We start from the raw sequence: 12346 nt of genomic DNA, 5'->3' as shown, positions 1-12346 counted from the left end.
GTAGGGGGGGGGGGGGGGGGGGGGGGGGGGGGGAGGGGGGGGGGAGGGGGGGGGGGGGTGTTTTTGTTTTTTTTTTTTTTTCCCCCCCCCCCCCCCCCACCACCGACGAGGAGTCCCGCCATGACGCACCCGCCCGCGAACCGGACCGTCCTGATCTCCGGCGCCTCCGTCGCCGGCCCCGCCCTCGCCCTCTGGCTCCACCGCTACGGCTTCGTCCCGACGGTCGTCGAACGTGCCCCCGAGCTGCGCACCGGCGGCTACAAGGTCGACATCCGCGGCACCGCCGTCGAGGTCTGCCGCCGGATGGGTGTCCTCGACGAGATCCGCGCCCACTCCACGGACATGGCCGGCGGTTCGTACGTCGACGCCAGGGGCCGCACGGTCGGGGAGATGCCCGCCGCGATCTTCGGCGGACGGGCCGAGCAGGACGACGAGATCATGCGCGGCGACCTCGCCCGGATCCTGTACGAGCGGACCCGCGACGACGTCGAGTACCTCTTCGGCGACTCCGTCGCGGCGGTCGACGACGACGGCGACGGCGTCGACGTCACCTTCGAGAGCGGGACCCGCCGCCGCTTCGACCTGGTGGTCGGCGCCGACGGGATGCACTCGCACACCCGGCGTCTCGTCTTCGGCGAGGACGAGCGCTTCGAGCGGTACCTCGGCGCGTACATCTCGATCTTCACCGCCCCCAACCGACTGGGCCTCACCCGCTGGGAGACCTACCACGCCCGCCCCGACAAGCTGATCTCCGTCTACAGCACCGCGGGCGAGCAGGCGCACACCGCGAAGAACTGCTTCGTCTTCGCCTCGCCCGAAGAGCTCTCCTACGACCACCACGACACCGGGCACCAGAAGCGGCTGCTCGCCGCCGCCTTCGCGGGCGACGACTGGGAGATCCCGCGGCTCATGGCCGACGCGGCCGACGCCGAGGACTTCTACTTCGACGCGATCGCGCTCATCGAGATGGACCGCTGGTCCAGCGGCCGGGTCGTCCTCCTCGGCGACGCCGCCCACTGCGCCTCCCCCGCCTCGGGACAGGGCACCGGCCTCGCCCTGACCGGCGCGTACGTCCTGGCGGGCGAACTGGCGGCGGCGCACGGCGACCACCGGGTGGCGTTCGAGGCGTACGAGCGCGTGATGCGTCCGGGAGTCGAGCTGAACCAGAGGTTCGCCGCCGGCTTCGTCAAGGAGATGACGGTCTCCTCGCGCTGGAAGATCGCCCTGCGCATGGCGATGGTGCGCACGCTCCCCCGCACGCCGTGGAAGAACCTCGTCGCGAAGAAGATCCGTGACGACATCCAGCGCGCGGCGCACGCCGTGCCGGTGAGGGAGTACGGACGCGGGTGCGCGGCACCTACTGTTTCCGCATGACCAACTTCGACGGCACGCTGCGCTCCCTCCGGGTCTGGGACACCGACCTGCCCGGCTTCGCCCCCGAGGCCGCCCCGGGCGAGCCCCTGCCGCTGTTCCACGACTGGTTCGTGGCGGCGGCCCGTGCGGGGCAGACCGAGCCGCACACGATGTCCCTGGCGACCGTCGACGAGGACGGGCGACCCGACGTCCGTACGGTCATGCTGCACGGCGCCGACGAGCGCGGCTGGCACTTCGCCTCGCACGCGACCAGCGCCAAGGGCCGCCAGCTCGCCGCCCGCCCCGAGGCCGCCCTCCACTTCTACTGGCCGGTCCAGGGCCGTCAGGTCCGGCTGCGCGGCCGGGTCACGCCGGGCACGCCGGCGGAGGCGTACGAGGATCTGCACGCGCGCTCGACGGGCGCCCTCGCCTCCGCGCTGGTCGGGCACCAGAGCGAGGTGCTCGGGTCGGCCGAGGAGCTGAACCGGGCGAGCCGGGCGGCCTGGGAGCGGGCCCAGGCGGAGCCGGACGCCCACGCGCCCAGCTGGACCCTGTACGTCCTCCAGCCCTCCGAGGTGGAGTTCTTCCAGGGCGACGAACGGCGACGCCACGTGAGGCTCCGGTACCGCAGGGAAACGGCGGGCTGGGTCCGCGAGCTGCTGTGGCCCTGAGGGCGCACCATGAGAGAAGGAGGTGGAACGAGATGGGTACGTACATGGACGTCCACCGGAACATGAGGGGCATCACCGCCGACCAGCTCAAGGAGGCGCACGCCGCCGACCTCGCCATCGAGAAGGACGAGGGCGTGCACTTCCAGAAGGCATGGGCGGACCCGGCCTCCGGCACGGTCTACTGCCTCTCCACCGGCCCGTCGGCCGACGCGGTCCAGCGCATCCACGAGCGCACCGGCCACGCCGCCGACGAGATCCACGAGGTGCCGCTCAGCGTCTGAGGAGTTGCCGAGATCCCACCGCGCAGGGGCCTGCGTCCAGACTGACTCCGAAGTAACTTACTCTCACGTCAAGACACTTCGGCTCAAGGAGTACCGGACGATGGCCCCTCGCGAAGCACCGACGGCCCTCCTCTTTCTGGCCGGGGCCGTCGCCCGCTCCCCGTTCACGAAGGCCCGGCCGGAGGCACCGCTGCCGAAGGCCCGGATCGTGAGCGGACCGCGGCGCGTCGAGCCCGGGCGCCTCGCCGCGTACGCGCGGATCTGCGGCTTCCGTCCCGACGGCGGCGCGCTGCCGGTGACGTATCCCCATGTCCTCGGCTTCCGCTCCGCGCTGCGGCTGATGGCCCGCCGGGACTTCCCGCTGCCGCTGCTCGGCCTCGTGCACACCTGGATCACGGTCACCCGGCACGCCCCGCTGACCGCGCTCGACAGCCCGGAGATCAGCGTGTACGCGCGGGAGTTGGCCCCGCACCGCCGGGGCACGGAGGTCACGATGGTGACGGAGGCACGGCTCGACGGACAGCTGGTGTGGGAATCGGCGAGCGGCTATCTGGCGCGCCACGCCCGCCCGGCCGGCGCCCCGTCCCCGAGCCCGGCGCGACCGTCGGAGACGGTCGGGACGACAGGGACGGCAGGGGCGGCCGGGACGAGCGAGTGGCGGCTCCCCGCCGACCTCGGCCGCCGCTACGCAGCCGTGTCCGGCGACCGGAACCCGATCCACCTCCACCCGCTGACCGCACGGGCCTTCGGCTTCCCGAGGACCGTCGCGCACGGCATGTGGACCTTCGCCCGCTGCCTCGCCGAACACGATCCGGTCGGTGAACTGCCCTATGCCCGGGCCGAGTTCAGGGCGCCCGTACTGCTACCGACAGTGGTCTCCCATGCCACCGACGGCACCGGACGCTTCCGGTTGTGGAGCGGCGACCGGCTGCACCTGACCGGCGTCACCGGGGAGCACGGGGAGACCAGCGCTCGCTCTTCATGAGGTTGCCGAGTCCCGCCCAGGCGAAGTTCATCAGCGTCGCCGCCGCCTCCCAGGCCGTCATGCCCGGGGTCTCGTTGGCCCAGCAGGCCAGCGACTCCGCCGCCCCCACCAGCGCCTGGGAGAGCCCGGCGACATCCCGCTCGGCCAGCTCCGGGTCGCGCTGCGTGGCACGGTGGGTCTCCTGCGCGGCGGCCCCGATCAGCGTCCCCACGTACGCCACGATCTCGTCGCGCATCTGCGCGGCCTCGCTCGCGAACGGCTCACCGTGCGTCCGCGCCTGACGGCTCAGCACCGCCCAGCCGTCGGGGTGTTCGGCGGTGTGCGTGAAGAAGGCGAGCAGCCCGGCCCACAGCTGCTCCTCGGCGGGCAGCCGGGCGTCGACCCCAGCCGCGACGGCCCCGAGCAGTGCCTGCGCCTCCCGCCGGATACAGGCGGTGAAGAGCTCTTCCTTGGAGTTCAGATACAGATAGACCAGCGGCTTGGAGACACCCGCGAGCTCGGCTATCTCGTCCATGGACGCGGCCTGGTACCCCCGCTGCCCGAAGGTCTGCACGGCGGCGTCCATCATCTGCCGCTCGCGCACCGCCCGCGGCATCCGCTTGACCTTCGTGGTGCCCACCTCGGCCGTCCTTCCCACCCCGCCCGCCTGCTCCGGGGAGAGCCTACGGGACGGGAACGCGACCACCCGGTCTCGGCGGCCGGCTCGACCCGGCGAACGGCCGGCGAACGGCCGGGGCACGCCCGGGGCACGGCGGTTCCGGAGGGCGGAACGACGTGATGCCCATGCCCACGGGAACGGGGGCATGGGCATCAACGGCGGCTGTGCGCCAGGGGGTTGTGGGTCAGGCGGCGACGGCGACCCGCTCGCGCTCGTCGACCGGCGACGAGGAGGCCGCGTTGTACGCGTCGACGTCCAGGATCTTCTCGCGGGCGGCGACGACGACCGGGACCAGCGCCTGGCCGGCGACGTTCGTGGCCGTACGCATCATGTCCAGGATCGGGTCGATCGCCATCAGCAGGCCCACGCCCTCCAGCGGGAGGCCCAGGGTGGAGAGGGTCAGCGTCAGCATGACCGTCGCGCCGGTGAGACCCGCGGTGGCGGCGGAGCCGACGACCGAGACGAACGCGATCAGCAGGTAGTCCTGGATGCCCAGCTGGACGTCGAAGATCTGCGCGATGAAGATCGCGGCGAGCGCCGGGTAGATCGCGGCGCAGCCGTCCATCTTCGTCGTGGCGCCGAACGGGACCGCGAAGGAGGCGTACTCCTTCGGGACGCCGAGGCGCTCGGTGACCTTCTGGGTGACCGGCATCGTGCCGACCGAGGAGCGGGAGACGAAGGCCAGCTGGATGGCCGGCCAGGCTCCCTTGAAGAACTGGATCGGGTTGACCTTGGCGACCGTCGCGAGCAGCAGCGGGTAGACGCCGAACATCACCAGGGCCGAGCCGATGTAGACGTCGGCGGTGAACGTCGCGTACTTGCCGATCAGCTCCCAGCCGTAGTCGGCGATGGCGAAGCCGATGAGGCCGACGGTGCCGATCGGGGCGAGGCGGATGACCCACCACAGGGCCTTCTGCAGCAGCTCCAGGACCGACTCGGAGAGCGCGAGGATCGGCTTGGCGCGGTCGCCGAGCTTCAGGGCGGCGACACCGGCGACGGCGGCCATGAAGACGATCTGCAGCACGTTGAGCTCGGTGAACGGCGTGATGACGTCCGAGGGGATGATCCCGGTCAGGAAGTCGATCCAGGTGCCCTCGCGCTTCGGCAGCTTGCCGTCCTGCGGGGTGAGGCCGGTACCGGCGCCCGGGTTGGTGAGCAGGCCGATCGCGAGGCCGATGGCGACCGCGATCAGCGAGGTGATCATGAACCAGACCAGCGTCTGGGCCGCCAGCCGGGCCGCGTTGTTGACCTTGCGGAGGTTGGTGATGGACACCAGGATCGCGAAGAAGACGAGCGGGGCGACGGCCAGCTTCAGCAGCTGGACGAAGATGTCGCCGACCTGGCCGAGCGTTTCCTTGAGCCAGCCGACGTCCTGGCTGCGGGCGAGCCAGCCGAGCAGGACACCGAGCACGAGACCGGCGACGATCTGGGCCCAGAAGGGGATCTTCGGTATGCGCGACGAGGTGGGGGACTTCGTCTCGGGGGTGGACGCGGACGCGGACACAGACACACTCCACAGGTGCGTATCGGGGAAATACGGGACGGGGGTGCGGTACACACGCGCTCAGGCGTACCGCTGCATGATGCCGGGGTCAGAGCTCGCGGCAACAGACCGCGGACATACAGCGGCAGAGATCGACATGCAGGCGCGCCACGAGCGGAATGCTCGCGGCATCGGGAAGGCGCACAGCTGTCGTCATGCCGAACACGTTAACACTTGAACTTTGAGAACCTCAAAGCCCTGCTTTGGGGCATCGAAGACCCCGCAGCGCCTCCGAAACACAGAACACCCCGGTCAGGAGCCTTCGAAGCTCCCGATCGGGGTGTTTGTACTGTGATGAAACTTACCCGGGCCTTACGCGTCCTCGCGGGCCTTGTTGGCCTCCAGCTTGGTCTTGGCCCGGTCCACCTTGGCCACGATCTGCTCGGACATGGCGTCCCGCTGTCCGCGCAGCAGCACGAAGCTGAGCGGTGCGGAGATCACGATCGCGAGCAGGAGCACCCAGAGCAGGTTGGAGTCGCCGAGGCCGCGCGGCAGCACGCCGACGTAGACGAGGCCCCAGAGCGCGAAGAAGCAGCCGGCGAAGACGCCGAGGCGCATGAGGGTGTATCGGAGGGTGGCTGCACCCGTCCCGTTCTCGGCCACGACGGCCCCTTTCTCTACGACTGACCACTTAGTGAAGCACGGTACGAAATGGATCAATTCAGCGGGAGCAGCATGAAGATGTCGTCCCGGTCGTCGCCCTCGGCCACCCGGATCGCGCCGGGCACCCGCCCGACCTCCTTGTAACCGCAGGAGGCGTAGAAGCGGTCGACGCCGGTGCCGCCCCGGCAGGTGAGCCGGATCGCGTCGATCCCGTCGAAGCCGCGGACCGCGTCCTCGACGGCGGCCATGAGGTCGCGCCCGTACCCCTTGCCCTGGTGGGAGGGGTGGACCATCACCGTGTAGAGCCAGACCCAGTGCCGCATGAGCCGGTGCGTGTTGTACGCGACGAAGGTGGTGGCGGCGACGGTGCCGTCCTCCTCGTACCCGACGACGAGCCGCATCCGGCCCTCGGCCATCGCGGCGAGGTGCTTGAGGAGGTCGGGCCTGATCTCGTCCACGCCCACCGGCGGGACGAAGCCGACGGCACCGCCCGCGTTGGAGACGTCCGCCCACAGGCGCAGGACGCCGTCGCGCAGCGCGGGGGTGACCGCCGGGTCGAGTTCGAAGCGCAGGGCCATGGCCTCAGACCCGCATCGGCTGGGGCGACTCGCGGCGGTCCGCGTCCGGTCCCGGGTACTCACGGATGATCTCGTAACGGGTGTTGCGCTCGACCGGGCGGAAGCCGGCGTCCCTGATCAGTTCGAGCAGGTCGTCACGGGTCAGCTTGTTGGGCGTGCCGTAGTTGTCGGCGTCGTGCGTGATCTTGTACTCGACGACCGAGCCGTCCATGTCGTCCGCGCCGTGCTGGAGCGCCAGCTGGGCGGTCTGGACGCCGTGCATGACCCAGAAGACCTTGACGTGCGGCACGTTGTCGAAGAGCAGCCGGGAGACCGCGAAGGTCTTCAGGGCCTCGGCTCCGGTCGCCATGGTGGTGCGCGCCTGGAGCTTGTTGCGGACCTTGCCGTCCTGCATGTCGACGAAATCGTGCTGGTAGCGCAGCGGGATGAAGACCTGGAAGCCGCCGGTCTCGTCCTGGAGCTCACGCAGCCGCAGCACGTGGTCGACGCGGTGCCGGGGCTCCTCGATGTGCCCGTACAGCATCGTCGAAGGGGTCTTGAGCCCCTTCTCGTGCGCGAGGCGGTGGATCCGGGACCAGTCCTCCCAGTGGGTCCGGTGGTCCACGATGTGCTGCCGGACCTCCCAGTCGAAGATCTCGGCACCGCCGCCGGTCAGCGACTCCAGGCCGGCCTCGATCAGCTCGTCGAGGATGTCGGAGGCGGACATGCCGGAGATCGTCTCGAAGTGGTGGATCTCGGTGGCCGTGAACGCCTTCAGGGAGACGTTCGGCAGCGCCTTCTTCAGCTCGGAGAGCGAGCGCGGGTAGTAGCGCCAGGGCAGGTTGGGGTGGAGCCCGTTGACGATGTGCAGCTCGGTGAGGTTCTCGCCCTCCATCGCCTTGGCGAGGCGGACGGCCTCCTCGATGCGCATCGTGTACGCGTCCTTCTCGCCCGGCTTGCGCTGGAAGGAGCAGTACGCGCAGGAGGCGGTGCACACGTTCGTCATGTTGAGGTGACGGTTCACGTTGAAGTGGACGACGTCACCGTTCTTACGGGTCCGGACCTCGTGGGCGAGGCCGCCGAGCCAGGCCAGGTCGTCGGACTCGTAGAGGGCGATGCCGTCCTCACGGCTCAGCCGCTCACCGGCCCGGACCTTCTGCTCCAGCTCGCGCTTGAGTCCCGCGTCCATGTACGGCCGCCTCCCATGTCTCCGAAATCAGGCTCCACCCACGCTACCCTCAGCCCTCCTCGGGCAGATCTCCGACCCGGTTCTCCCACTTGGTGGAGAGCACGATGGTCGTACGGGTCCGGGAGACGCCCTTGGTGCCGGAGAGCCGGCGGATCGTCTTCTCCAGGCCGTCGACGTCGTTCGCGCGGACCTTGAGCATGAACGAGTCGTCGCCCGCGATGAACCAGCAGTCCTCGATCTCGGCGAGGTCCTTCAGCCGGCGCGCCACGTCCTCGTGGTCGGCCGCGTCGGAGAGGGAGATGCCGATGAGCGCGGTGACGCCCAGGCCGAGCGAGGCGGCGTCGACCGTCGCGCGGTAGCCGGTGATGACGCCGGCCGCCTCGAGGCGGTTGATGCGGTCGGTGACGGAGGGGCCGGAGAGCCCGACGAGCCGGCCGAGTTCGGCGTACGAAGCCCTGCCGTTCTCGCGCAGAGCCTGGATGAGCTGCCTGTCCACGGCGTCCATAGGTATGAAGCCTTCCATTGTCCAGCGATACCGCGAGTATAGGTATAGAATCTAAGGCACACAGGGCCGACACCCTGCGAAACTTTTAGTCGATCACAGACGATCTTTCAGGAGTGGTGTTCACCGTGTACACGATCGAGATGGCCTACGCCCGTATGCGCGAGCTGCAGGAGATGGCCAACCGCTCGCGTGCCCACCAGCCGTCCGCTTCCCGGCGCGCCCAGAAGAAGCGCGCCGCCGCGAAGCGCTAATCCTCCCGGGAAGCGGCTCCACCGAGCTCCCCTTCCCAGCGGCGGTACAGCCGGTGCGGCACCCCTGCCGCGTCCAGCACCCGCCCGGCGACGAAGTCCACCAGATCCTGGATGTGCGTCGCCCCCGCGTAGAACGCCGGAGAGGCGGGCAGCACCACAGCGCCCGCCTCGTCCAGCGCCACCAGCTGCTTCAGCGTCTGACCGCTCAGCGGGGTCTCCCGCACCGCGACCACCAGCGGCCGCCGCTCCTTGAGCGTCACGCTCGCCGCCCGCTGCAGCAGGTCCTTCGAGAGCCCCAGCGCCACACCCGCCACCGAGGCGGTCGAGGCGGGCACGATCAGCATGCCCTTCACCGGGTACGACCCACTGCTCGGCCCCGCGGCCAGGTCCCCCGCGCTCCAGTACCGCACGTCGTCGATGGCGGGAGCGAACGTCTCCGGCTTCCCGTCGGCGCCCCGCGCCAGCCACGCCGCCAGGTCCTCGCGCCAGTGCGCGTCCCGGAAGGCGATCCCCGTCTCGTCGAGCAGGGTCAGCCGCGACGCCCGCGAGACGACCAGATCGACGCTCTCCCCCGCTGCGAGCAGCCCCCTCAGGACGGCGGCCGCGTACGGGGTTCCTGACGCCCCGGACACCCCGACCACCCAGGGACGACGCTGCTGTTCCTCTACCGGCTCCACGCCGATGAGCCTATCCGGCGGAGTCGGGGCGCGATGCGTCAGGCGTTCGGGTCCACCGGGAGCTTGCTCGTGTCGACGGTGAGCTTCCCGATGCCGGAATCCACAGTGACGGTCGTGCCGTAGGGGATGGTGTCCCGACCGAGGTAGCCGTCGGGGCCGGGGTTCCAGAGGGTGACGCATTGCGCCTTGTACGGGTCGAAGATCAGGTAGTGCGGGATGCCGCGTCCCGCATACGCCCGGTCCTTGATCTGGTAGTCGTTGCGCACGCTGCTCGGGGAGACAACCTCGACGGCAAGTTCGATCAGGTCGGGTGAGTAAGCGCTGAGGTTCTTGGCGACCTCGGCAGCGGGGACGAGAGCGAGGTCGGGGCAGAACTCGTTGTCCGAATCGAGCGGAATGGCCACATCGCTGAGGAAACCCCACTCGTCGGACAGCTGCGCCTCCAACGCGTTCCACACCAGCCGGATGGTCTGGGCGTGGTGCGGCTTCAGCGGACTCATCACGATGTTGCCCTCGACAATCTCCGTCCGGTACCCGCGGAACATGTCCTCGTACCGGGCGAGCTGTGAGCGCAGTCGGTCGCTGTCCGAGACGGTCACGTCGGCCTCCCTCTCTCTGCACTCGATGGTAGGCCGCACGCTAGTCACACGGTGAGACCACGCACCAGGAGATCCAGCAACGCACACACGAACAGGGCCATCCCGATGAAGCCGTTGACCGTGAAGAACGCCCGGTTCAGGCGGGACAGGTCGTGCGGCTTCACGATCGTGTGCTCGTAGACGAAGGCGACGGCCACGATCACGAGACCGGCCCAGAAGAACAGTCCCGCGTCCGTCGCCAGCGCGTACCAGGCCAGCAGCGCCGTGGTCACCACATGCGCGCCCCGCGCGCCCCACAGGGCCGCCGGGATGCCGAAGCGGGCGGGCACGGACAGCACGCCGTGCGCCCGGTCCGCCTGGACGTCCTGGCAGGCGAAGATCAGGTCGAAGCCGCCGATCCAGACGCCGACCGCGAGCCCCAGGATCACCGCGTCCCAGGACCACTCCCCGGTCACCGCGAGCCAGGCCCCGAGCGGCCCTATGGCCTGCGCGAGGCCCAGGATCGCGTGCGGGAAGTTCGTGAACCTCTTCCCGTACGGGTAGACCACCATCGGCACCACGGCGAGCGGCGCGAGCGCCAGGCACAGCGGGTTCAGCAGGGCCGCGGCGCCGAGGAAGACGACGACCGCGATGCCGGCACCCGTCCACGCCGACCGCACCGACACGGCACCGGTCACCAGCTCCCGGCCCGCCGTCCGCGGGTTACGGGCGTCGATCTCGCGGTCGATGATCCGGTTGCACGCCATCGCGAAGGTCCGCAGCCCGACCATGCAGACGGTAACGAGGAGCAGCGTGAGCCAGTCGATGTTCCGGTCCTGCTGGAACATCGCGGTCAGCGAGGCGATGTATGCGAACGGCAGCGCGAAGACCGAGTGCTCGATCATCACCAGGCGGAGGAACGCCTTGGTGCGGCCGGGCACCGGGGCGGCCGCGGCGGCGCTGGTCACAGGCCGTACTCCTTCCACCGGCGGTCCACCAGCGCGGCCGTCGCCGGGTCCGACTCCACCATGTCCGGCCAGCCGCCGTCCCGGGTGTAGCCCTCCTCGGGGAGCTTCTTCGTCGCGTCGATGCCCGCCTTGCCGCCCCAGAACTGCTGGTACGAGGCGTGGTCCAGGTGGTCCACCGGGCCCTCGACGACCGTGAGGTCACGGGCGTAGTCGGTGTTCCCGAGCGCCCGCCAGGACACCTCGTGCAGGTCGTGGACGTCGCAGTCCTTGTCCACCACGATGATCAGCTTCGTCAGCGACATCATGTGCGCGCCCCAGATGGCGTGCATGACCTTCTGCGCGTGCTTCGGGTACTTCTTGTCGATCGAGACGATCGCGCAGTTGTGGAAGCCGCCCGACTCGGGCAGGTGGTAGTCCACGATGTCCGGCACGATGATCTTCAGCAGCGGCAGGAAGAAGCGCTCGGTGGCGCGCCCCAGCGGCCCGTCCTCCGTCGGCGGCCGGCCGACCACGATCGACTGGAGCAGCGGGCGCTTGCGCATCGTGACGCAGTCGATCTTCAGGGCGGGGAACGGCTCCTGCGGCGTGTAGAAGCCGGTGTGGTCGCCGAAGGGGCCCTCCGGGAGCATCTCGCCCGGCTCCAGCCAGCCCTCGATCACGACCTCGGCGTTCGCCGGCACCTGGAGCGGCACCGTCTTGCAGTCGACCATCTCGATCCGCTTGCCCTGCACGAAGCCGGCGAAGAGGTACTCGTCGATGTCCCCGGGCAGCGGCGCCGTCGACGCGTACGTCACCGCCGGTGGGCAGCCGAAGGCGATCGCGACCGGCAGCCGCTCGCCCTTCGCCGCCGCCACCGCGTAGTGGTTGCGGCTGTCCTTGTGGATCTGCCAGTGCATGCCGATGGTGCGCTTGTCGTGCCGCTGCAGCCGGTAGAGACCGAGGTTGCGGACGCCCGTCTCCGGGTGCTTGGTGTGCGTCAGTCCCAGGTTGAAGAAGGACCCGCCGTCCTTGGGCCAGGTGAACAGCGCCGGCAGCAGGTCCAGGTCGACGTCGTCGCCGGTGAGGACGACCTCCTGGACGGGCGCGTCCTTCACCTTCTTCGGCGGCACGTGGACCATCGAGCCCAGCTTGCCGAAGGCCTCGCGCACCCCGACGAAGCCGTGCGGCAGCTCCGGCTTGAGCAGGCCGCCGATCTTCTCGCTGATCTCGCCGTAGGACTTCAGGCCCAGCGCCTTGAGCAGCCGGCGGTCCGTGCCGAAGACGTTCATCGCGAGCGGCATGGCGGAGCCCTTGACGTTCTCGAAGAGGAGCGCCGGACCTCCCGCCTTGTTCACCCGGTCGACGATCTCCCCGACCTCCAGGTACGGATCGACTTCGGCCTTGATGCGCTTGAGGTCGCCTTCACGTTCCAGGGCCCTCAGCAGCGAGCGGAGATCGTCGTAAGCCATAGGGGCAAGTATCGGTCACCGGCTAGGCTGGACCTGTCACCGGGGCCGTCGAAACGCGCCCTGCCATTGCTTCCAGGGG

General features: G+C 69.8%; 15 protein-coding genes. 5 read left to right on the top strand and 10 right to left on the bottom strand.

Annotated elements, in window-relative coordinates:
* Positions 1 to 120 precede the first annotated feature (120 nt).
* From ACZ4VW_RS17925 to ACZ4VW_RS17910, 4 genes are all read left to right on the top strand, one after another.
* Positions 121 to 1374: an FAD-dependent monooxygenase gene (locus tag ACZ4VW_RS17925; protein ID WP_467963341.1), complete on the top strand. Its 1254-nt coding sequence runs from the start codon at positions 121 to 123 to the stop codon at positions 1372 to 1374.
* Positions 1371 to 2024 carry a pyridoxine/pyridoxamine 5'-phosphate oxidase gene (locus ACZ4VW_RS17920; protein WP_467963339.1) on the top strand — a complete coding sequence of 218 codons (654 nt, stop codon included), beginning with the start codon at positions 1371 to 1373 and terminating at the stop codon, positions 2022 to 2024. Before ACZ4VW_RS17925 ends, ACZ4VW_RS17920 begins: the two co-directional genes overlap by 4 nt.
* A gap of 32 nt (positions 2025 to 2056) precedes the next feature.
* The gene (locus ACZ4VW_RS17915; protein WP_467963337.1) at positions 2057 to 2305 is read left to right on the top strand and encodes an SCO4226 family nickel-binding protein; all 249 of its coding nucleotides are present in this window, start codon (positions 2057 to 2059) and stop codon (positions 2303 to 2305) included.
* Positions 2306 to 2405: 100 nt separating this feature from the next.
* Positions 2406 to 3290 carry a MaoC family dehydratase gene (locus ACZ4VW_RS17910; protein WP_467963335.1) on the top strand — a complete coding sequence of 295 codons (885 nt, stop codon included), beginning with the start codon at positions 2406 to 2408 and terminating at the stop codon, positions 3288 to 3290.
* On the opposite strand, the gene ACZ4VW_RS17905 is transcribed toward ACZ4VW_RS17910, so the two are convergent.
* From ACZ4VW_RS17905 to ACZ4VW_RS17880, 6 genes are all read right to left on the bottom strand, one after another.
* Positions 3250 to 3909 (bottom strand): TetR/AcrR family transcriptional regulator, encoded by a 660-nt coding sequence (locus tag ACZ4VW_RS17905; RefSeq protein ID WP_467963333.1) that lies wholly within the window; start codon positions 3907 to 3909, stop codon positions 3250 to 3252. The two genes, ACZ4VW_RS17910 and ACZ4VW_RS17905, sit on opposite strands and share 41 nt — an antisense overlap.
* Before the next feature lie 223 nt (positions 3910 to 4132).
* Entirely contained in the window at positions 4133 to 5452 is a 1320-nt protein-coding gene (locus ACZ4VW_RS17900) for a dicarboxylate/amino acid:cation symporter (RefSeq protein ID WP_467963331.1), read from the bottom strand.
* Positions 5453 to 5803: 351 nt separating this feature from the next.
* Positions 5804 to 6094 (bottom strand): DUF4229 domain-containing protein, encoded by a 291-nt coding sequence (locus ACZ4VW_RS17895; protein ID WP_467963329.1) that lies wholly within the window; start codon positions 6092 to 6094, stop codon positions 5804 to 5806.
* A gap of 53 nt (positions 6095 to 6147) precedes the next feature.
* The gene (locus tag ACZ4VW_RS17890; protein WP_467963327.1) at positions 6148 to 6672 is read right to left on the bottom strand and encodes a GNAT family N-acetyltransferase; all 525 of its coding nucleotides are present in this window, start codon (positions 6670 to 6672) and stop codon (positions 6148 to 6150) included.
* A gap of 4 nt (positions 6673 to 6676) precedes the next feature.
* A complete protein-coding gene (mqnE, locus tag ACZ4VW_RS17885) occupies positions 6677 to 7840 on the bottom strand; it encodes an aminofutalosine synthase MqnE (protein WP_467963325.1) in 1164 nt (387 codons plus the stop codon).
* 49 nt (positions 7841 to 7889) lie between these two features.
* Positions 7890 to 8345 (bottom strand): Lrp/AsnC family transcriptional regulator, encoded by a 456-nt coding sequence (locus tag ACZ4VW_RS17880; protein ID WP_031013392.1) that lies wholly within the window; start codon positions 8343 to 8345, stop codon positions 7890 to 7892.
* A gap of 113 nt (positions 8346 to 8458) precedes the next feature.
* Between ACZ4VW_RS17880 and ACZ4VW_RS17875 the strand changes: the two genes are divergently transcribed.
* Positions 8459 to 8596 (top strand): hypothetical protein, encoded by a 138-nt coding sequence (locus ACZ4VW_RS17875; RefSeq protein ID WP_467963323.1) that lies wholly within the window; start codon positions 8459 to 8461, stop codon positions 8594 to 8596.
* Here ACZ4VW_RS17875 and ACZ4VW_RS17870 read toward each other — a convergent pair.
* The 4 genes from ACZ4VW_RS17870 to ACZ4VW_RS17855 are packed head-to-tail and all read right to left on the bottom strand — an operon-like array spanning position 8593 to position 12267.
* Complete coding sequence (locus ACZ4VW_RS17870; protein WP_467963321.1) at positions 8593 to 9273, bottom strand: UbiX family flavin prenyltransferase; 681 nt, start codon at positions 9271 to 9273, stop codon at positions 8593 to 8595. The two genes, ACZ4VW_RS17875 and ACZ4VW_RS17870, sit on opposite strands and share 4 nt — an antisense overlap.
* Positions 9274 to 9311: 38 nt before the next feature.
* Complete coding sequence (locus tag ACZ4VW_RS17865) at positions 9312 to 9872, bottom strand: Uma2 family endonuclease (RefSeq protein ID WP_467963319.1); 561 nt, start codon at positions 9870 to 9872, stop codon at positions 9312 to 9314.
* A gap of 44 nt (positions 9873 to 9916) precedes the next feature.
* The gene (gene mqnP, locus ACZ4VW_RS17860; RefSeq protein WP_467963317.1) at positions 9917 to 10819 is read right to left on the bottom strand and encodes a menaquinone biosynthesis prenyltransferase MqnP; all 903 of its coding nucleotides are present in this window, start codon (positions 10817 to 10819) and stop codon (positions 9917 to 9919) included.
* Entirely contained in the window at positions 10816 to 12267 is a 1452-nt protein-coding gene (locus ACZ4VW_RS17855) for a menaquinone biosynthesis decarboxylase (RefSeq protein ID WP_467963315.1), read from the bottom strand. The genes mqnP and ACZ4VW_RS17855 overlap by 4 nt, the downstream gene beginning before the upstream one ends.
* Positions 12268 to 12346 lie beyond the last annotated feature (79 nt).

The sequence above is a fragment of the Streptomyces sp. NPDC029139 genome (assembly GCF_055564335.1).
This window is presented reverse-complemented; position numbering and strand designations above follow the sequence as displayed.

Coding starts and splice junctions, on each gene's coding strand:
- ACZ4VW_RS17925 (WP_467963341.1), top strand. CDS start 121: ATGACGCACCCGCCCGCGAACCGGACCGTCCTGATCTCCGGCGCCTCC.
- ACZ4VW_RS17920 (WP_467963339.1), top strand. CDS start 1,371: ATGACCAACTTCGACGGCACGCTGCGCTCCCTCCGGGTCTGGGACACC.
- ACZ4VW_RS17915 (WP_467963337.1), top strand. CDS start 2,057: ATGGGTACGTACATGGACGTCCACCGGAACATGAGGGGCATCACCGCC.
- ACZ4VW_RS17910 (WP_467963335.1), top strand. CDS start 2,406: ATGGCCCCTCGCGAAGCACCGACGGCCCTCCTCTTTCTGGCCGGGGCC.
- ACZ4VW_RS17890 (WP_467963327.1), bottom strand. CDS start 6,672: ATGGCCCTGCGCTTCGAACTCGACCCGGCGGTCACCCCCGCGCTGCGC.
- mqnE (WP_467963325.1), bottom strand. CDS start 7,840: ATGGACGCGGGACTCAAGCGCGAGCTGGAGCAGAAGGTCCGGGCCGGT.
- ACZ4VW_RS17880 (WP_031013392.1), bottom strand. CDS start 8,345: ATGGACGCCGTGGACAGGCAGCTCATCCAGGCTCTGCGCGAGAACGGC.
- ACZ4VW_RS17855 (WP_467963315.1), bottom strand. CDS start 12,267: ATGGCTTACGACGATCTCCGCTCGCTGCTGAGGGCCCTGGAACGTGAA.